Annotated in this window: 17 protein-coding genes and 1 rRNA gene; 6 read left to right on the top strand and 12 right to left on the bottom strand. The window is 74.9% G+C overall.

The features are described from left to right. Window positions 1-23: 23 nt before the first annotated feature. From ACIRPP_RS15270 to ACIRPP_RS15260, 3 genes are all read left to right on the top strand, one after another. Window positions 24-1,826 carry a glycoside hydrolase family 15 protein gene (locus ACIRPP_RS15270; RefSeq protein WP_403643042.1) on the top strand — a complete coding sequence of 601 codons (1,803 nt, stop codon included), beginning with the start codon at window positions 24-26 and terminating at the stop codon, window positions 1,824-1,826. Between the two features lie 122 nt (window positions 1,827-1,948). After that, on the top strand, window positions 1,949-2,293 hold the full coding sequence (locus ACIRPP_RS15265) for a BBE domain-containing protein (RefSeq protein ID WP_403643040.1): 345 nt from the start codon (window positions 1,949-1,951) through the stop codon (window positions 2,291-2,293). A 60-nt stretch (window positions 2,294-2,353) separates the two neighbouring features. Then, window positions 2,354-4,006, top strand: a complete 1,653-nt coding sequence (locus ACIRPP_RS15260) for a PucR family transcriptional regulator (RefSeq protein WP_403642237.1) — start codon at window positions 2,354-2,356, stop codon at window positions 4,004-4,006. 27 nt (window positions 4,007-4,033) lie between these two features. Here ACIRPP_RS15260 and ACIRPP_RS15255 read toward each other — a convergent pair whose 3' ends face one another. The 6 genes from ACIRPP_RS15255 to ACIRPP_RS15230 form a co-directional block, all read right to left on the bottom strand. Next, the gene (locus tag ACIRPP_RS15255; RefSeq protein WP_403642234.1) at window positions 4,034-5,170 is read right to left on the bottom strand and encodes a glycosyltransferase family 4 protein; all 1,137 of its coding nucleotides are present in this window, start codon (window positions 5,168-5,170) and stop codon (window positions 4,034-4,036) included. Between the two features lie 169 nt (window positions 5,171-5,339). After that, window positions 5,340-6,161, bottom strand: coding sequence for a hypothetical protein (locus ACIRPP_RS15250; RefSeq protein ID WP_403642231.1), 822 nt, complete (start codon window positions 6,159-6,161; stop codon window positions 5,340-5,342). Window positions 6,162-6,195: 34 nt separating this feature from the next. Then, window positions 6,196-7,914 (bottom strand): DNA repair protein RecN, encoded by a 1,719-nt coding sequence (gene recN, locus ACIRPP_RS15245; RefSeq protein ID WP_403643037.1) that lies wholly within the window; start codon window positions 7,912-7,914, stop codon window positions 6,196-6,198. Window positions 7,915-8,296: 382 nt separating this feature from the next. After that, on the bottom strand, window positions 8,297-9,202 hold the full coding sequence (locus ACIRPP_RS15240; protein ID WP_164332989.1) for an NAD kinase: 906 nt from the start codon (window positions 9,200-9,202) through the stop codon (window positions 8,297-8,299). Next, window positions 9,199-10,014: a TlyA family RNA methyltransferase gene (locus ACIRPP_RS15235; RefSeq protein WP_403642229.1), complete on the bottom strand. Its 816-nt coding sequence runs from the start codon at window positions 10,012-10,014 to the stop codon at window positions 9,199-9,201. The genes ACIRPP_RS15240 and ACIRPP_RS15235 overlap by 4 nt, the downstream gene beginning before the upstream one ends. A gap of 7 nt (window positions 10,015-10,021) precedes the next feature. Further along, window positions 10,022-10,426: a hypothetical protein gene (locus ACIRPP_RS15230; protein WP_403642226.1), complete on the bottom strand. Its 405-nt coding sequence runs from the start codon at window positions 10,424-10,426 to the stop codon at window positions 10,022-10,024. A gap of 42 nt (window positions 10,427-10,468) precedes the next feature. Here ACIRPP_RS15230 and ACIRPP_RS15225 point away from each other — a divergent pair, with 42 nt between their 5' ends. Then, the gene (locus ACIRPP_RS15225) at window positions 10,469-10,816 is read left to right on the top strand and encodes a sterol-binding protein (protein ID WP_403642224.1); all 348 of its coding nucleotides are present in this window, start codon (window positions 10,469-10,471) and stop codon (window positions 10,814-10,816) included. 48 nt (window positions 10,817-10,864) lie between these two features. Here ACIRPP_RS15225 and ACIRPP_RS15220 read toward each other — a convergent pair whose 3' ends face one another. From ACIRPP_RS15220 to ACIRPP_RS15205, 4 genes are all read right to left on the bottom strand, one after another. Beyond that, entirely contained in the window at window positions 10,865-11,794 is a 930-nt protein-coding gene (locus ACIRPP_RS15220; RefSeq protein ID WP_403642221.1) for an ABC transporter ATP-binding protein, read from the bottom strand. Then, window positions 11,791-12,828: an iron chelate uptake ABC transporter family permease subunit gene (locus tag ACIRPP_RS15215; protein WP_164333716.1), complete on the bottom strand. Its 1,038-nt coding sequence runs from the start codon at window positions 12,826-12,828 to the stop codon at window positions 11,791-11,793. Before ACIRPP_RS15215 ends, ACIRPP_RS15220 begins: the two co-directional genes overlap by 4 nt. After that, window positions 12,825-13,868, bottom strand: a complete 1,044-nt coding sequence (locus tag ACIRPP_RS15210; RefSeq protein ID WP_403642216.1) for a FecCD family ABC transporter permease — start codon at window positions 13,866-13,868, stop codon at window positions 12,825-12,827. The genes ACIRPP_RS15215 and ACIRPP_RS15210 overlap by 4 nt, the downstream gene beginning before the upstream one ends. 119 nt (window positions 13,869-13,987) lie before the next feature. Beyond that, a complete protein-coding gene (locus tag ACIRPP_RS15205; RefSeq protein WP_403642214.1) occupies window positions 13,988-15,016 on the bottom strand; it encodes an HAD-IIA family hydrolase in 1,029 nt (342 codons plus the stop codon). A 72-nt stretch (window positions 15,017-15,088) separates the two neighbouring features. Here ACIRPP_RS15205 and ACIRPP_RS15200 point away from each other — a divergent pair, with 72 nt between their 5' ends. Then, window positions 15,089-16,387: a DUF1015 family protein gene (locus ACIRPP_RS15200; RefSeq protein ID WP_403642211.1), complete on the top strand. Its 1,299-nt coding sequence runs from the start codon at window positions 15,089-15,091 to the stop codon at window positions 16,385-16,387. Window positions 16,388-16,555: 168 nt separating this feature from the next. On the opposite strand, the gene ACIRPP_RS15195 is transcribed toward ACIRPP_RS15200, so the two are convergent. Further along, complete coding sequence (locus ACIRPP_RS15195; RefSeq protein WP_403643034.1) at window positions 16,556-17,398, bottom strand: hypothetical protein; 843 nt, start codon at window positions 17,396-17,398, stop codon at window positions 16,556-16,558. Between the two features lie 66 nt (window positions 17,399-17,464). On the opposite strand from ACIRPP_RS15195, the gene ACIRPP_RS15190 reads away from it, so the two are divergent. Then, on the top strand, window positions 17,465-18,718 hold the full coding sequence (locus ACIRPP_RS15190; RefSeq protein WP_403643081.1) for a hypothetical protein: 1,254 nt from the start codon (window positions 17,465-17,467) through the stop codon (window positions 18,716-18,718). 119 nt (window positions 18,719-18,837) lie between these two features. Here the strand turns inward: ACIRPP_RS15190 and rrf are convergent. Further along, a 5S ribosomal RNA gene (gene rrf, locus ACIRPP_RS15185) occupies window positions 18,838-18,930 on the bottom strand; the annotation flags it as partial.

Genomic DNA, 18,930 nt, shown 5'->3' with positions numbered 1-18,930 from the left:
TGGCCGTTCGACTGGAGTTGCACGTGGCCGGGCGCATCGAAGACTACGCACTCATCGGAGACATGCAGACCGCCGCTCTGGTCTGCCGGGACGGCACAGTGGACTGGCTGTGCCTGCCCCGCTTCGATTCCCACGCCATCTTCGCCGGTCTGCTGGGCACCGAGGAACACGGCTTCTGGCGGCTCGGCCCCGCCCACGCCGACGACCAGCAGCCCCCTTCCTCCACGCGGCGCCGTTACCGCGGTGACTCGCTGATCCTGGAGTCGGAGTGGGACACCCCGCGCGGCACGGTGCGGGTGACGGATTTCATGCCGCCGCGTGACGGCGCGCCCCAGCTGATCCGGATCGTGGAGGGCGTCTCCGGCCGGGTGCCGATGCGTTCGGCGCTGCGGATGCGGTTCTCCTACGGCCGGGTGGTGCCGTGGGTCCACCGCCACGAGGGCCGCACGGTCGCCGTGGCGGGGCCGGACTCCGTCTGGTACGACACGGCCGCCGACACCTACGGCAAGGACCTGACGACGTACTCGGACTTCACGGTGGCGCCGGGTGAGCGGATGGCGTTCACCCTGTCCTGGGAGCCGTCGCACAAGGAGCCCCCGGCGCTGCCGGAGCCGGAGCAGTCACTGGAGGCCACGGAGGACTTCTGGCGCGAGTGGGTCGAGCACTGCACCTACCACGGCCCCTACCGCGAGGCCGTGATCCGCTCCCTGATCACGCTGAAGGCGCTGACCTACGCGCCCACCGGCGGCATCGTCGCCGCCCCCACCACCTCCCTGCCCGAGGACATCGGCGGGGTCCGCAACTGGGACTACCGCTACACCTGGCTGCGGGACGCCGCGATCACCCTGTCGTCGCTGCTGCGCACCGGCTACCGGGAGGAGGCCCGCGCCTGGCGCGAGTGGCTGCTGCGGGCGGTGGCGGGCGACCCGGAGAACCTGCAGATCATGTACGGCATCGCCGGGGAGCGCGAGCTCGGCGAGGCCGAGCTGGACTGGCTGCCCGGCTACGAGAACTCCGCCCCCGTCCGGGTCGGCAACGGCGCCGCCCACCAGCTCCAGCTGGACGTCTACGGCGAGGTCACCGAGGCCCTGCACCTGGCCCACATGACCGGGCTGGCGCGCAACGACTACGCCTCGCTGCTCCAGCTGAAGCTGATCCACTACCTGGAGAAGCACTGGCAGGAGCCCGACGAGGGCATCTGGGAGGTGCGCGGCCCGCGCCGCCACTTCGTGCACTCCAAGGTGATGGCCTGGGTGGCCGTGGACCGCACCATCAAGCTGATCGAGTCCGGCGAGGTGGACGGCCCGCTGGAGCGCTGGAAGCAGCTGCGCGACGAGATCCACCGTGACGTGTGCGACAAGGGCTACGACAAGGAGCGCAACACCTTCACGCAGTCCTACGGCTCCAAGGAGCTGGACGCGGCGCTGCTGCTGATCCCGCAGGTGGGCTTCCTGCCGCCGGACGACAAGCGGGTCATCGGCACCATCGAGGCGATCCAGCGGGAGCTGTCCACGCCCGACGGCTTCATCCTGCGCTACCCGACGGAGGGCAAGGACGAGGGCGTCGACGGCCTGCCCGGCGACGAGGGCGCGTTCCTCGCCGTCTCGTTCTGGATGGCCGACGACCTGGCGATGATCGGCCGGGTGGACGAGGCCCGCCGGCTGTTCGAGAAGCTGCTGGGCCTGCGCAACGACCTCGGTCTGCTCGCGGAGGAGTGGGACCCGCGGCTGCAGCGCCAGGTCGGCAACTTCCCGCAGGCTTTCAGCCACGTCCCGCTGATCGACACGGCCCTGCGCCTGACGGCGTCCGGGGCGTACGGGGGCTGACGCGCCCCGGTCCCGCGCCGCCCTGTCGGGCCCCGCGCCGCCCCGCGGCCCGACAGGAGGGCACCGCCGCACCTGCCTGGGCTGAGGACAGACGGCAGCCCCACTTTCCGGAAGGGGCGGCCCTGACCTCCCTCCCCACCGCGGGTGCGGCGGTGGCCGCGCTGCGCGAGGAACTCACCGGCCCGGTGTTCACCCCGGACTCACCGGGCTACGACGAGGCACGGACCGTCCACCACGCCATGATCGACCGGCGGGTCGCCGTGATCGCGCGGTGCGCCGGCGAGGACGACGTGGTGCGGCCCGTGCGCTTCGGCCGGGAGCTGGAGCTGCCCGTCGCGGTGCGCGGCGGCGGCGGCCACAGCGTCTCCGGGCAGGGCGCCGGGAACGCCGGCCGGCTGCGGGAGCTGAAGCGGCACTACGACCCGGACAACGTGTTCCGGTTCAACCACAACATCCCGCCCGGCTGACGGCACGCCCGGCGGGCGGCGAGGTGCCCGCGGGGCGTCCGCGCGGGTAGCGTCCGGTCCATGGACAGCGGCGGGAACAGCGGGAACGACGGGCGGGTGGCCCGGGACACCGGCATCACCGTGCGGCGGGCACTGGAACTGCCCGGCCTGCGCAGCGGGCTGCCCGAGGTGGTGGCGGGCACCGGCGGGCTGGAGCGCACCGTGCGCTGGGTGCACGCGGGCGAGGTGCCCAACATCGCCTCGCTGCTCAAGGGCGGCGAGCTGCTGCTGACCACCGGCTACGGCATGGGCAACCGCCCCGCCGACCAGCGGGCGTTCGTGCGCACGCTGGCCGAACGGGGCATCGCCGCCCTGGTCGTGGAGCTCGGCACCCGCTTCACCCGGCTGCCCGCGGCCCTGGTGGACACCGCCCGCGCGGCGGAGCTGCCGCTGGTCCAACTGCACCGCCAGGTGCCGTTCGTGACGGTGACGGAGGAGATCCACACCGAGATCGTCAACGGCCACTACGCGCTGCTCCAGCGCGCCGACGAGGTGCACCGGCGCTGCACCGAGGCGCTGCTGAGCGGCGGCGGGGTGCCGCAGGTGCTGGAGATCCTGGGCGGGTTCACCGGCAACCCGGTCTTCCTGGAGACGGGCGACGGCCGGCTGCTGTACGCGGCGGGAGAGGGCCCCGAGGGCGCCGACCCGCTCCAGGTGTGGGAGGGGCTGCGGGACCGCCACCAGGACGACCCGCCGGCCGGGTCGGTCCTGGTCGACGTGCCCGGCGGCGGCCCGGGCAGCGGCGGCGTGCGGGCGCGGCTGGTGCTGCTGCCGGTACGCAGCCCCACGGCGCCGGTGCACCGCATGGCGGCGGAGCGCACGGCCGACATCCTCGCCGTGGTGCTGATGCAGGCCCGCCAGGAGGAGGAGCTGGCGGCCCGCGGGCGAGGGGACTTCCTGTCCGACCTGGCCGAGGGCCGGGTGGGGCCGGAGGACGCGCCCGCGCAGGCGCGGGTCCTGGGTTTCAAGCCGGGCGGCGGGCCCCTGCTGCCGGTGGTGATGCGGCTGGGCGACGCCCTGTCCCCGCACGGGGGTGGCTGGGCGGTGCTGGCCCGGGCGGTCGCCGAGGAGCTGGCCTCGCTCGGGGTGCCGGTGCTGCTCGGGGTGCGGCCGGTGGAGGGCCGGGTGCCGCTGCTGCTGGGGCTGCGCGCGGAGGCGGACCGGCCGGGGGTCGCGGACCGGGTGGCGGCGGCGCTGCGGGCCGGTGTGGAGCGGGCGGGCATGCGGCGGGCGGGCGCGCCGCCGCCGGTGGTGGTGGTCGGGCCGGCCGGCGGATGGGCCGCCGCGGCGGCCGGGCTGCGGCACGCGGCGGAGACGGCGACGGCGGCGCAGGGCCTGCCGGAGCGGCCCTGGTACGACGCCCGCCGCCTGGACATCGACCTGCTGCTGTGGCGGCTGCGGGACCACCCGGACCTGGCGGCCTTCGTGAACCGGGCGATCGGCCCGGTGCTGGAGCACGACCGCCGCTCCCGGCCGCCGCTGCTGCCGACGCTGCAGACGTATCTGGCGCACGCGGGACGCAAGGCGGAGACGGCGCGGGAGCTGCACCTGAACCGCCAGACGCTCTACAACCGCCTGGCCCGCCTGGGCGAGTTGCTGGGCAGCGACCTGGACGACCCGCACACGGTGCTGGCGCTCAGCCTGGCGCTGCGGGCGCGGCGGCACGTGCCCTGACCCCGGCATCCGCCGGGCGCGGGCGCGTCAGATCAGCGGCAGCGGGCGGGTCAGCTCGTCGTACACGCTGAGCACCTGGGCGACCGTCTCGTCCTCGCTGGGCCAGCCGGCCGCCTGCCGGGCGCCCCGGGCGCGCAGTTCCTCCCGGCGCGCCGGTTCCGCCAGCAGGCGCAGGGCGGCGTCGGCGAGGGCGCGGGCGTTGCCGTACGGGACGAGTTCGGCGGCGTCCCCGACGAGTTCCGGGGTGCCGCCCACCCGGGTCGCCACCAGCGGCACGCGCGCGTGCAGGGCGTCCTGGGCGAACGCGGAGCGCGCCTCCCACCGGCTGGGCAGCAGCGCGATGTCGGCGGCGGCGAGCAGGTCGGTGACGTCGTCGCGCCGGCCGAGGAGGCGCACCGGCAGGTCCTCCTGCTCGATCCGGCGCTGGAGTTCGCCCCGCAGCGTCCCCTCTCCGGCGACGACGACCAGCGGAGGCGGGTCGAGCCGCCGCCAGGCCTGCGCGGCGTCCAGCAGGGTGCGGTAGCCGCGGTGCCGTTCCAGCGCCCCCGCGGCGATCATCAACGGGCGGCCGGTGGCGCCGAGTTCGGCCCGCACCTTGGGCCGCAGCCGGTCCGGGTCCCGGGGGTCGGCGACGGGGCGCGGGGCGGGCAGCGCGACGGCGGCGAGCCGGGCGTCGCGCGCGCCGGTGCGCCGGGCCCGGTCCACCAGGGCGGACGTCGTCCCGAACACCACGGTGGCCGCCTTGGCGACCCGGCGTTCCAGCAGCCGCAGGAAGTGGGCGCGCGGCCCGTCCGCGTGCGCCCGGTCGTGCCAGGTGACGACGAGGGGGGTGCGCCTGCCGCTGAGGGCGAGCGCGGCGCGGAAGGAGGCGTGCAGCCCGTGTGCGTGGACCAGGTCGGCGTGCGTGCAGACCGACCGCAGTGCGGCGACCGAGCCCGGGTCGCTGCTGCGGGGCACGTGCACGTGGGCGGCCCCGGTGCCGCTGAAATCGTAGGTGCGTTCCGCCTCGAAGGGGGCGCACACCGTGACCCGCACGCCCCGTGCGACGAGCCCCGCCGCCAGCGACCGCACGTGCGTGCTGCTGGTGGCGTTGCCCCCGCCCAGCACCTGCACGGTGCGCAGCGGCGACTGGCCGTGCGGTGAGTGGCTGCTCGCGGCGGTCACGTGGCCGGGCTCCTGGTTCGGGTCGGGCGGTCACGAAGAACGTACAGAAGGATCACGCGGAGGGGGTGGACCGCGCGGTTTCCTTCGCGTACTCCGTCAAGGATGCCAGGGCGTACGGGCGTTCCGGACCGGCCGGCCGGGGCCGCCCGGGACACGGCGGACGCCTCTTTCACCCGTACGAGTGAAGGAGGGTGAGGTTCCGGCGGGGCGCGCGCAGCGGGCGGCGCGCCACCGCGCTCACCCGGTCGCCGCACGCCGCGAGGGCGACCAGGGCGGCGGCGTGGGCGGACAGTCCGGCCCGCCCCGACCCGGCGACGATCGCCGCGCCGAGCGCGGCGCCCAGGGCGTGCGCCCCCGCGTCACCGAGCATCACGCGCTCGTCGAGGTCGTCGGGCAGCACGGCCGCGGCGGCTCCGGCAGCGGCGGCGGCCGTCCTGGCCGTCACGGGGTCCCGGCGCGCGAGCCCCGGCGCCGCCAGGGCGAGCACGGCCGTGGCAGCCCGGCCGGGCCGGACGTCGACGAGGTTGACGGCGTGGGCGGTCCCGGCGATCACGATCCCGGCGAGCAGCCGGTCGAGCGGCCGGTCCCGCAGCGCGGCGCCCGCGGCGAGGCCCGCCGCGGAGATCCCGAACAGCTTGACGGCGCCGCTGGTCACCTCGCCGTGCCGCAGCGCGCCGAGGTGGGCCCGGAACCCGCGCCGCGGGTCGCGGGCCCCGGCGACGTCGTCGTACGCGCCGCAGGCGCCGGCCACCAGCACGGCCGCCCCGGCGGCGGGCCGCACGACGCCCGCCCCGACGGCGGCGGCGAGCGCGACGGCCGGGCCCGCGTGCAGCGTGACGGTGCGCCCGGCGTGGTTGCGCCGCTCCCAGAGCGCCGGGCCGCCGGGCGGCCGGGCCCGGAGCGCGGCCGTGCCCAGGCGGGCGACGGCTCCTGCTGAAACGGCGGTGAGTGCCAGTGCTGCGAAGGTCCCGTACTGGGGGCGGCCGGTCATCCGGTCAGCATAGGCACCCTGCCCGGACGGCCCGTCAGACCTCCGCCCGAGCCGTCTCCAGCAGTTCCTCCGCGTGCGCCCGGGCCGTCTCGGAGTCCTCCTGCCCGGCCAGCATCCGGGACAACTCCCGGATGCGCTCCTCGCCTTCAAGCACCTTCACACCGGAGCGGGTGACCGACCCGTCGTCGGTCTTCTCCACCAGCAGCTGCCGGTCGGCGAACGCCGCCACCTGCGGCAGATGCGTCACCACCACGACCTGGGCGGTCTTCGCCAGCCGCGCCAGGCGCCGGCCGATCTCCACCGCCGCCTTGCCGCCGACACCGGCGTCGACCTCGTCGAACAGGTACGTCGGGACCGGGTCCGTGCCCGCGAACACCACCTCCACGGCCAGCATCACCCGGGACAGCTCACCGCCCGACGCGCCCTTGGCGATGGGCCGGGCCGGCGCCCCGGGGTGCGGGGCGAGCAGGAGCTCGACCTCGTCGACGCCCGACGGCCCGTAGGCGACCGTGCGGCCGCCGACCTCGACACCCTCGGGATCCTCGGTCTGCCGGATGTCGAAGGAGACCCGCGCGTGCGGCATCGCCAAGGAGGCCAGCTCGGCCGTCACGGCCGCCGCGAACCGCTCCGCTGCCTCGGCCCGCGCCTCGGACAGCGTCCGGGCCAGCTCGCCCAGTTCGGCGCGCAGCGCGTCGCGTTCGGCGGTGAGCTCGCCGATCCGCTCGTCGTCGCCCTCCAGCTCGGTCAGCCGGGCCGCCGCCTGCTCGGCCCAGGTCAGCACCGCGCCGACGTCCTCGCCGTACTTGCGGGTCAGTCCGGTCAGCGCGGCCCGCCGTTCCTCGACGGCCGCCAGCCGCAGCGGGTCGGCCTCCAGGTCGTCGGCGTAGCCCGCCAGCTCCCCCGCCACGTCGCGCAGCACGATGCCGATCTCGCCGATCCGGTCGGTGAGCGCGGCCAGCGCCGGGTCGTGCGCCCGCACGGCCTCCAGGGCGCGCTGGGCGCCCGCGACGAGCGTCCCCGCGTCGACGCCCTCGGGATCCTCCGGGTTCCCCGCCAGCGCGGCGTGCGCGGCCGCGGCGGCCGACGCCAGCGCCTCGGCGTGGCCGAGGCGCTCGGCCTCCTCCGCCAGCTCCACGTCCTCGCCGGCCCTCGGCTCCACGGCGGCGATCTCGTCGAGCCCGAACCGCAGCAGGTCCGCCTCCTGGGCCCGCTCCCGCGCGCGGGTGGTGATCTGTTCGAGCTCCGCGGAGACGGCGCGCAGCCGCCGGTACGCCTCGGTGTACTTGCCCAGGGGTACGGCGACCGCGTATCCGGCGTACCGGTCGAGCGCCTGCCGCTGCCGCGACTGCTTCAGCAGCCCCTGCTGGTCCGTCTGGCCGTGCACGGCGACCAGCTCGTCGGCGAGCTCGGCGAGCACGCCCACGGGCACGCTGCGGCCGCCCAGGTGGGCCCGCGAGCGCCCCTCGGCGGAAACGGTACGGCTGACCAGCAGCGTCCCGTCGTCGAGCTCGGCCCCGGCCTCCTCGGCGCGCACGACGGCCGCGGCGTCCGCGGGCACGGCGATCCGGCCCTCGACGACCGCGCTGCGGGCCCCGATCCGCACCAGGGCCGCGTCCGCGCGCCCGCCGAGCAACAGGCCGAGGCTGGTGACCACCATGGTCTTGCCCGCCCCCGTCTCACCGGTGACGGCCGTGAAGCCTGGCGAGAGCTCGACGACAGCGTCGTCGATCACTCCGAGCGACCGTATCCGCATCTCCTCCAACACGCTGAAGACCTTACGAGGTCCGGGCCCGCCCGTGCGAGCGGCCCACCCCCGTCACCCACCGGAGCGGACGTCTCCCGGGGGCCCGCAGAACAGCGCGAACACGCACGAACGGGCCGATGTCGGCGGCGGTGCGGAACCACTCCTTCGGGCCGCGGGCATGCCGGGGACCAGGCGCTAGGGATCTTTTGTTTGGATCAGGCCGGATCAGGGAGCGGGGTCCGGTGATGGGGGTACCTCCCATGCCGTTCAGGCAGTGGGGGCGGATCGCAAGGCGGAGGAGGGCGGCAGGGCGGAGCCCTGACAACCGACGACAACGCGGCGAGGCGCGGTGCCGGGGCCCGCGAGCCCGGCCTGACCCGAACGAGAGGCCCTAGTGCGGGGCGCCGCGCCAGCCGGACACCGGGAGGGCGAACTTCGCGACCAGCCGGTCCGTGAAGGAGGCGTGGTGCAGCCGGGCCAGCCGGACCGGCACCGCACCGCGCCGCACCTCGACCCGGGCGCCGGTCGGCAGCTCCACGGTCCGCCGTCCGTCGCACCACAGCACCCCCGGCGGGACGTGCGGCAGGATCTCCACCGCGAGCACCGAGTCCGGGGAGGTCACCAGCGGCTTGGCGAACAGCGCGTGGGCGCTGATCGGCACCATCAGCAGCGCCTCGACCTCCGGCCACACCACGGGGCCGCCGGCGGAGAAGGCGTAGGCGGTGGATCCGGTGGGGGTCGCGCAGACGATGCCGTCGCAGCCGAACCCGGTCACGGGCCGCCCGTCGATCTCCAGCACGACCTCCAGCATCCGCTCGGCGGACACCTTCTGCACAGCCGCCTCGTTGAGCGCCCAGTCGGTGTGCACGATGTCGCCGTTGCGGTGCACGACGACGTCGACGGTCATCCGCTCCTCGACCTCGTAGGCGCGGCTCACCACGCGGTCGACGACCTTGTCGAGGTCGTCCCGCTCGGCTTCGGCGAGGAAGCCGACCCGGCCGAGGTTGACGCCGAGCATGGGCACCCCGGAGGCCCGGGCGAACTCGGCGCCGCGCAGCAGGGTGCCGTCACCGCCGAGCACGATCAGCAGCTCGCAGCCGTCGAGGCTCTGCGGGGTGGCCTCCTTGACGGTCTCCACGTCGCCGGGCAGCGGCAGGTCGCGCGCCTCGTCCTCCAGCACCCGCACGCCGAGCCCGGAGTGCAGCAGTCCCTTGACCACCAGTTCCGCACTGCGGATGGCCGCGGGCCGCCCGGTGTGGGCGAGCAGGAAAACAGTACGAGCTCGGTTCTGGGTCAACGCGGCCCCTCCGCCACAGCACGGTCAACGTCGGCCGCGTCGAGTGCACCAGCCCCGGCCCGCAGCCACAGAAAGTATTCGACATTCCCGGACGGTCCGGGCAGCGGACTGGCCGTCACGCCCTTCGCGCCGAGCCCCAGCTCCCACGCCGTGGCCGCGACGCCGCGCACGGCCTCGGCGCGCAGTGCGGGGCTGCGCACGACACCGCCGCTGCCCAGCCGTTCCCGGCCCACCTCGAACTGCGGCTTCACCATCATCACGAGGTCGGCGTCCGGCCGCGCGCACCGTTTCAGGGCGGGCAGCACCAGCCCCAGCGGAATGAAGGACAGATCCCCCACGACAAGATCCACAGGCTCCCCATCGATCGCCTCGAGCGTCAACTCCCGTACGTTCGTACGGTCCTTGACGGTGACGCGTTCATCGTTGCGGAGAGACCAGGCAAGTTGGCCGTATCCGACGTCCACGGCGACCACGTGGGCCGCGCCGGCCCGCAGCAGGACGTCGGTGAAGCCGCCGGTGGAGGCGCCGGCGTCGAGCGCCCGCCGCCCCTTCACGACCAGCCCGCCGGGCACGAACGCCTCGAGGGCGCCGGCCAGCTTGTGGCCGCCGCGCGAGACGTAGTCCGGGTCCCCGGCGTCCTCGGCGACGACGATCGCGGCGGCGGTCTCCACCTGGGTGGCGGACTTGGTCGCAACGGTCTTGCCGACGGTGACCCGCCCGGCGGCGATCAGCTGCCCGGCGTGTTCACGCGAGCGCGCGAGCCTGCGGCGTACCAGCTCCGCGTCGAGACGGCGGCGTGCGACTCCTGCCACGTTCGGTTCAGCTCCTGTGTCCGTGTGCCGACGGGGGTGCGGGGGGTCCCGGGCGGGCGTCGAGCGCGGTCAGCGCGTCGCGCAGCCCCCGGTGTACATCCTCGTACACCTCCAGGTGGCCGTCCGTGGTGAGGTGGTCGGCGTCGGCCAGCCGCCCGAGCAGGGCGTCCACCTCGGGGGCGCCGGTGTCCACGCGGGGCACGCCCAGCGGCGCGGGCCCGGCGGGGTGGTGGTCGGGCGCGGGACGGGGCTCGGCCGGCTGCGCCCCGGTGTCCCGTTCCGGCGACGCCTGGGGCCCGGTGTCCCGTTCCGGCGACGCCTGGGGCCCGGTGTCCCGTTCCGGCGACGCCTGGGGACCGGCCTCCTGCTCGGGTGCCGGGCCGGCGCCGGTCTGCGGCACTGCGTCGTTCATGCCCCGACGCTACCGCGAACGCCTGCGGTACCGTCGTCCGCGATGGCCACGATCGAGGAGTGCCGTGCGGCACTCGACCAGCTCTCGGACTCCATGAGCGGCGCACGGGGGGACGTGCGCGCGGCCGCCGCGCTGGACCGCTCCGTCAGCTGCCACATCACCGACCTGGACGTGACCTTCACCGGCCGGCTCGGCGGCGGACGCATCCACGTGTACGACACCCACCCCGGCCCGCCGCGGGAGAAGGCGCAGATACGGCTCGCGATGACGGGTGACGACCTGGTGGCCCTGGTCGGCGGCGAACTGCACTTCGCCCGCGCCTGGGGCTCGGGCCGGGTGCGGCTGGAGGCGGGCCTGCGCGACCTGTTCCACCTGCGCAAGCTCCTGTAGCCGGCCCGGCGGCGGGCGCCGGGCCCCTGGAACCGCTCCGCGCAGCGTTCAGGACGCCTTCGCCGTCTCCGCCTTCGCCGTCTCCGCCTTCGTGGTCCGCGCCTTGCCGGCCCGTGCCTCGCGGTCTCCGGCCGCGGCGGAGCGTGACCGGCGCGCCGCCGGAACGATCAGGGGGGTGCCCGTCTCCGGGTCGTCGATGATCTGGCAGCGCAGTCCGAAGACCTTCTCGACCAGCCCCGCGGTGACGATGTCCCGGGGTGCGCCCTCGGCGACGACCTGCCCCTCGCGCAGCGCGATGAGGTGGGTGGCGTAGCGGGCCGCGTGGTTGAGGTCGTGCAGCACGGCGACCAGGGTGCGCCCGTGTTCCTCGTGCAGTTCCGCGCACAGGTCCAGGACGTCGATCTGGTGGTGAATGTCCAGGTAGGTCGTCGGCTCGTCGAGCAGCAGCAGCGGCGTCTGCTGGGCGAGCGCCATGGCGATCCACACCCGCTGCCGCTGGCCGCCGGACAGTTCGTCGACGTGGCGGTCGGCGAGGTCGCCGACGCCGGTGCGTGCCATCGACTCCTGGACGACCCGCTCGTCCTCGGCCGACCACTGGCGCAGGAGACCCTGGTGCGGGTACCGGCCGCGGCCGACGAGGTCGCCGACGGTGATCCCGTCGGGCGCGATGGACGACTGCGGCAGCAGGCCGAGGGTGCGGGCGACCTTCTTGGCGGGCATCGACTGGATGAGCTGCCCGTCGAGCAGCACCCGGCCCTGCTGCGGCTTGAGCATCCGGGACAGCGCCCGCAGCAGGGTCGACTTGCCGCAGGCGTTGGGCCCGACGATCACCGTGAAGGAGTTGTCCGGTATCTCCACCGACAGCTGCTCGGCGATGACGCGCTGGTCGTAGGCGAGGGTGACGTTGTCGGCGGACAGTCGGTTCACGGTGCTCCTTCGGTTGTTCAGTCCGCTGCGGTCGGTGCTCCGCGCGCTCATATCCGGCCCGCCCGGCGCTCGCTCACCAGCAGCCACAGCAGGTAGACACCGCCGAGCACGCCGGTGACCACGCCCACCGGCAGCTGGTCGGCGCCGAACGCCCGCTGGGATATCCAGTCGGCGGTGACCAGCAGGGCCGCGCCCATCCACAGGGACGCGACGAGGTTCGGTCCCGGCGAGCGGGTGAGGCGGCGGGCGAGCTGCGGCGCGGTGAGCGCCACGAAGCCCACCGGCCCGGCGGCGGCGGTCGCCGAGGCGGTCAGCAGCACGGCCGACAGCATCAGCAGCAGTCGCACGCGCTCCACCCGCACCCCGAGGGCGTACGAGATGTCGTCGCCCATCTCCATCAGCCGCAGGCCCCGCGCCTGGGACAGCACCAGCGGGACGAGCACCGCGCACAGGGCGGCCAGCGGCCACACCTGGGCCCAGTCACGGCCGTCGAGGGAACCGGTGATCCAGACGATCGCCCGGGCGGCGTCGACGATGTCCGACTTGGTGAGCAGGTAGCCGTTGACCGCGGTGACGATCGCCGACACGCCGATGCCGACGAGGACGAGCCGGTATCCGTGCACGCCCCGCTTCCAGGCGAGGACGTAGATGGCGAACCCGGTCACGAGCCCGCCGACCAGGGCCCCGAGAGCGACCTGGCCGGCCGAGCCGGAGAACAGCACGATCATGACGAGCGCGCCGGCCGTGGCGCCCTGCCCGAGCCCCAGCACGTCCGGACTGCCGAGCGGGTTGCGGGAGATGGACTGGAACAGCGCACCGCCCAGGCCGAGCGAGGCACCCACCAGCAGTCCGACCAGGACCCGCGGCAGCCGCAGCTCGGTGATGATGAACTCCTGGCCCGCGTCGCCCTCCCCGAACAGGGTCCGCACCACGTCCGCGGCCGGGATCGGGAAGTCGCCGGTACCGATCAGCACGACGCTCGCGGTGAGCGCCGCGAGCATCAGCAGCGCGACGACGACGGTGGCGCGGACGTCCAGCCGGACCGAGAGCCCGCCGGGAGTGCGCACCGCACGGTTGGTCTTCACAGCTGGGCCGTCCTCCGCCGTCGTACCAGAAAGATGAAGAGCGGGCCGCCGATGACCGCGGTGACGATCCCCACCTGGAGCTCCGCGGGCCGCGCCACGACCCGGCCGAGCACGTCGGCGCCGAGCAGCAGCACCGGCGACAGGATCGCCGCGTAGGGCAGGATCCAGCGCAGGTCGGGTCCGGTGAAGGACCGCACGGCGTGCGGCACCATCAGGCCCACGAACACGATCGGCCCGCAGGCGGCGGTCGCGGCCCCGCACAGGACCGTCGCGGCCAGCATGGACAGCGCCCGTGTGCGGTTCAGGTTGGCGCCGAGCGCCTTCGCGGTGTCGTCCCCCATGGCCATCGCGTTCAGCGGGCGGGCCAGCGACAGCGCCAGGGCCGTGCCGGCCAGCAGGAACGGCAGCACCTGCCCGATGGTCGCGTCGTCCGCCGCGGCCAGCGACCCGACCGTCCAGAAACGCATCTTCCCCAGGGCCGCGTCGTCGAGGATCATCACGGCCTGGAGATAGCCGAACAGCGCCGCCGTGATGGCGGTGCCGGCGAGGACCAGCCGCACCGGCGTCGCGCTCCGGCTGCCGCCGAGGAACCACACCAGCGCCCCGACGGCCGCCGCCCCGCAGAACGCGAACCACACGTAGCCCGACAGCGAGGTGACGCCGAAGAAGGTGATGGCGGTGACGACCGCCGCGGACGCACCCGCGTTGATGCCGAGCAGTCCCGGGTCGGCCAGCGGGTTGCGGGTGAGGGCCTGGAGCACCGCTCCGGCCAGGCCGAGGGCCGCGCCGGCCAGCACGCCGAGGAGGGTCCGGGAGAGCCGGTCGGCGACGACGACGTCCCCGTAGGTGTCCGACGCGTGGAACAGGCCGTGCCACACCTGCTCCAGGGACAGCTCCTTGGCGCCGATCGCGATGCTCGCCGCCGCGACGAGGAGCAGGATCACGACGGACAGCGGCAGCCCGACGGCGCGCATCACCCGACGGTTGCGGGGCGCGGGGGCAGGGGCCGCGCGCTGTTCTGGGGGACTCTCGACCAACACGCAGTTAGGTTAGCCTACCCTGCCATTGGATCACGATCCCCGGAACTCCCTTTCCAGGCAAGCCGGACAGGGACCGGCGCGACCGGGCACCGCCCAACCGCCGGGCGGCGCCCCGCCGCTCACAGCCCGAGCCGCGCGAGCGCCTTGTCCGCGTCCAGCGCGCACACACCGTCGCCGGCCGCGCTCCAGGCCGCCGCGCACAACGCGCGCAGCCCGTCCAGGGCGCCGCCGTCCCCGTCCAGTTCCAGCCGGTCGCCCCCCGCCGTCGCCGTCCAGCCGCCGCACCGGAAGCCCGCGCCCGCCGCGACGACCTCCGGCTGGCCCGTCAGCATGCCGCGCAGGTCGGCGTCGACGTACGTCGGCCGGTGCTGCGGCGGCGCGGACAGCAGCCGCGCGCCGTCCGTCACTCCGGTCAGCACCAGCAGCGAATCGACCCCGCCGTTGTACGCCCCCTCGATGTCCGTGTCCAGGCGGTCGCCCACCACCAGCGGCCGCTCGGCCCCGGTCCGCAGGATCGTCTCGCGGTGCATGGGCGGCAGCGGCTTGCCCGCCACCTGCGGTTCGGCCCCGGTGGCGATCCGGACGACCTCCACAGCCGCGCCGTTGCCCGGCGCGATCCCCCGGCCGCTGGGGATCGTCAGGTCCGTGTTGGACGCGAACCACGGCAGCCCGCGGGCGACGGCGTAGCTCGCCTCCGCGAACCGCCCCCACGCGAGGTCCGGCCCGCCGTAGCCCTGCACGACCGCCACCGGATCGTCGTCCGCCGACTCCACCGGCTCCAGACCCCGCTCGCGCAGCGCGACCCGCAGCCCCTCACCGCCCACCACGAGGATGCGGGCGCCCGCCGGCACCTGCTCGCTGATGAGCCGCGCCACCGCCTGCGCGGAGGTGATCACTTCGTCGGCGCCGGTCGGTATGCCCAGCTCCGTCAGATGCGCCGCCACGGTGTCCGGGGTGCGCAGGGCGTTGTTCGTCACGTACGCCAGCCGCATGCCGCCCCGACGGGCGGTGGCCAGCGACTCCACGGCGTACGCGATCGCGTTCCCGCCCGCGTACACCACACCGTCGAGGTCCAGCAGCGCCGTGTCGTACGCCTCGGCCAGGGCCTGTCCACTGCTCTCGGGCCTCGTCCTGACGCTCCGGCTCATTCGGCATCGCTCCTCGTTCGACGGCATTCCCCCGATCATCCCCCATGCCCACGGCACCCGTACGATGCCGGGATGAACACTGCAGGTCCCTCGGAAGCAAAGGCGCACCGAGGCCTGGAACTCACCCCGTTCCGAGGCCTCCGCTACGACCCCGACCGGGTCGGCAGCCTGGCAGCGGTGACATCCCCGCCCTACGACGTCGTCGTCCGCCCCGACGGCCTGCACCACCTCCAGTCGGCGGACCCGTACAACATCGTCCGGCTGATCCTGCCCGAGGCCGACACGCCCGAGGTCCGCAACGCCCAGGCCGCCGACACGCTGAAGCGCTGGCGCGCGCAGGGCGTCCTGACCGCGGACCCGGAACCCGGCCTGTACGTCTACGAGCAGCGCGACGACGAGGGGATGCTGCAACGCGGACTCATCGGCACCCTCCGCGTGTCCGACCCCGAGGAGCAGGTGGTCCTCCCCCACGAGGACGTCATGCCGCACATCGTCGCCGACCGCGCGGCCCTCATGCTCGCCACCTCGGCCAACCTCGAACCCCTGCTGCTCACCTACCGCGGCGACGACCCGGCCCCCGCCACCGCGACCACCGGCCTGATCGAGCGCACGGCAGCCCGCCCGCCGCTGTTCGCGACCACCACGGAGGACGGCTTCCACCACCGGCTGTGGTCCGTCACGGACCCGGCGGAACTGAAGGCGGTCCGCGCCGAACTGACCGTCCATCAGGCCCTCATCGCCGACGGCCACCACCGCTGGGCCACCTACCGCAAGCTGCGGTCGGAGCACCCCTCCCCCAGCCCCTGGGACCACGGGCTCGTGCTCCTCGTCGACACGGCCCGCTATCCGCTGCGCGTCCGCGCCATCCACCGGCTGCTGCACGGCCTGCCCGTCGCGGACGCCCTGGCCGCCCTCGACGGCCTGTTCCGCGTCCGCCGTCTCGACGTGCCGCTGCCGGCCGCCATGGACGCCCTCGCGGAGGCCGCCGCCGACGGCAACGCCTTCCTGCTCGCCGGGAACGGCGCCTTCCACCTCGTGGACCGCCCGGACCCGGACCTGCTGGCCCGCACGGTCCCGGCCGACCGCCCGGAGGCCTGGCGCACCCTCGACGCCACCGTCCTGCACGCCGCTCTCCTCGACCACGTCTGGCGGATCCCCGAGGACTCCCCGGCGCACATCGCCTACATCCACGACACCGCCGCGACGGTCGAGAAGGCGGAACGCGACGGCGGTACCGCCGTGCTGATGCACCCGGTCCGCGAGGAGGTCGTCCGCGACCTCGCCCGCCAGGGCGTCACCATGCCCCGCAAGTCGACGTCCTTCGGCCCGAAGCCCGCCTCGGGCCTGGTGCTGCGCGCCCTGGACCTTTGAGGGGCCGGGGAGCGGGAACACGGGAACACGGGAGGGGGCGGGCCGCTGACGGCCCGCCCCCTCCTGCTCTTCACATTCCTCGCGTTCCTCGCGTTCGTCCCGCGCTCACCCCGACCCGTCCGCGACCGCCCTGAGGGCGGATCGGAGACGGGTCGGGGACGGTGGGCGTCAGGCCCCGGTGTCGCCCTCCGACGGGTCGTCGTCGAGGTGCTTCTCGTCCGACGGGCCGTCGTCCGGGGTCTCGACCGACGGGGCCCCCTCCGACGGGTTCTCCGTCACGTCCCGGTCGGGGTTCACAGGGGCCGGGTTCCGGTCCTGGTGCTCCCCGTCCTCGTCCAGCGCGTCGACGAAGGCCACGCCGTCCAGCTCGGCCAGCCGGTCGGACGCGTCCGTGCTGCCGTCCCGGTCGGCCTCGACGGCCTTCGCGAACCACTCACGGGCCTCGCTCTCCCGGCCGGCGGCCAGCAGGGCGTCGGCGTACGCGTACCGCAGGCGCGCCGTCCAGGGCTGCACCGAGTTGGACGCCAGCTCGGAGCTCTGCAGCGTCACGATGGCCGCGTCCAGCTGTCCCAGGTCACGCCGGGCGCCGGCCGCGACGAGCCGCATCTCGACCTGCCCGGCCTTGTCCAGCTTGTGCACCTCGGGGGCGCCGGCCATGTCCAGTGCCTTCTCCGGCCGCCCGAGCCCGCGCTCGCAGTCGGCCATGAGCGGCCACAGGTCGACGGTGCCGGTCATCCGGCGGGCGGCACGGAACTCGGCGAGTGCCTCGGCGTACTTCTGGTTGGCGTACGCCGCGAAGCCTGCGGCCTCCCGCACGGCGGCCACGCGCGAGGCGAGACGCAGGGCGACCCTGGAGTAGCCGTAGGCACCCTCGGGGTCCTCGTCGATCAGCCGGGCCACCATCACCAGGTTCCTGGCCACGTCGTCGGCGAGCGTCTTGGGCAGGCTCTGCAGCTCCTGCCGTACGTCCTTGTCGATCTCCTCGCCGGTGACGTCCTCGGGGATGGGCAGCCGCTTGATCGGCTCGCGGTCCCGGTCGCGGTCGCGGTCCCGGTCGTCGCGGAAGCGTCCACCGCCGTGCCGGTCGTCCCGGCCACGGAAGCCGCCCGGCCTGCCGCCCCGGTCGTCCCGACGCGGGCCGCCACGGCCGCGGTCGTCACGCCCGCGGAAGCCGCCGCGATCGCCGCCACGGCTGTCGTCCCGGCCGCGGTAGCCGCCGCGGTCACCACGGTCGTCGCGGCGGAAGCCGCCACGGTCGCCGCCCCGGCCGTCCTCTCGGCGGTCTCCGCGGTGATCTCCGCGGTGGTCTCCGCGGTTGTCGTCACGGCGTCGGTAGTCGCCGCGCTCGGGCCGGCTGCCGCGGTCGTCGCGGCCACGGAATCCGCCGCGGTCACCGCCACGGTCGTCGTCCCGGCTGCTCCGGAAGCCGCCGCGGTCTCCCGCGCGGTCGTCGCGGCCACGGAAGTCGTCCCGGCCCCGGGTGTCGTCGCGGCGGAAGCCACCGCGCTCGCCCCGCTCGGCGCGATCACCACGGTCGTCACGGCCGCGGTATCCGCCACGGTCACCGCCCCGACTGTCCTCGCGGCGGAAACCGCCCCGGTCTCCGCCGCGGCTGTCGCCTCGGTTGTCGTCCCGGCCGCGGTACCCGCCCCGGTCGTCCCGGCCGCGGAATCCGCCGCGGTCACCGCGCTCGTCACGGCCCGTCCGGTCGTCACGGCCGCGGAAACCGCCGCCCCTGGGACCACGGTCGTCGTCGCGGCCCCGGTAGCCGCCACGGTCGTCACGGCCGCGGTAGCCGCCACGGTCGCCACCCCGACTGTCCTCACGCCGGAACCCGCCGCGCTCGTCCCGGCCGGCCCGGTCGTCGCGGCGGTCATCGCGGCGGTCATCGCGGCGGTTGTCATGGCGGTCATCGCGGCGGCCGAAGCCCCGGTCGTCGTCCCGTCGGTAGCCGTACCGCTCCCGGTCACCGCCCCGCCGGTGGTCGTCACGGCGATCGTCACCGCCGCCGCCGTAGCCGCCGCGCTCACCACCGCGGTTGTCATCACGGCCACGGTAGCCACCACGCTCGGGCCGGCCGCCGCGGCCGCCGCGGTCATCGCGGTCATCGCGGCGGAACCCACGATCCCGGTCGCCGCCCCGGTCACGGTCGCGGTCCCGGTCGTCGCGGCGGAAGGGAGGACGGTCACCGTCCCTGCGGAATCCGCGGTCCCGGTCGTCACTCCGACGAGGACCGCCGCGCTGGCCGCCACGCTCGGACCGGTCACCACTGTCCCGTCGCCGCTGATCGCGCTCCGGTCGGTCGTCGGGAGAGTTGGTGGACATCGGTGACTCCTGTCTTCGGTACCGCAAGTATCTCGCGCAGCCGGGTACCCAGCGCGCCATAAGCAAATGAAAAAGGACCCCTGGTCCCAGCTGAACGCTGGTGACCAGGGGTCCTTCCAAAGATTGTTCGGCGGCGTCCTACTCTCCCACAGGGTCCCCCCTGCAGTACCATCGGCGCTGTAAGGCTTAGCTTCCGGGTTCGGAATGTAACCGGGCGT

This window comes from Streptomyces sp. NPDC101219 (assembly GCF_044767675.1).
In the GTDB taxonomy this organism is placed as follows: Bacteria; Actinomycetota; Actinomycetes; order Streptomycetales; family Streptomycetaceae; genus Streptomyces.
This window is presented reverse-complemented; position numbering and strand designations above follow the sequence as displayed.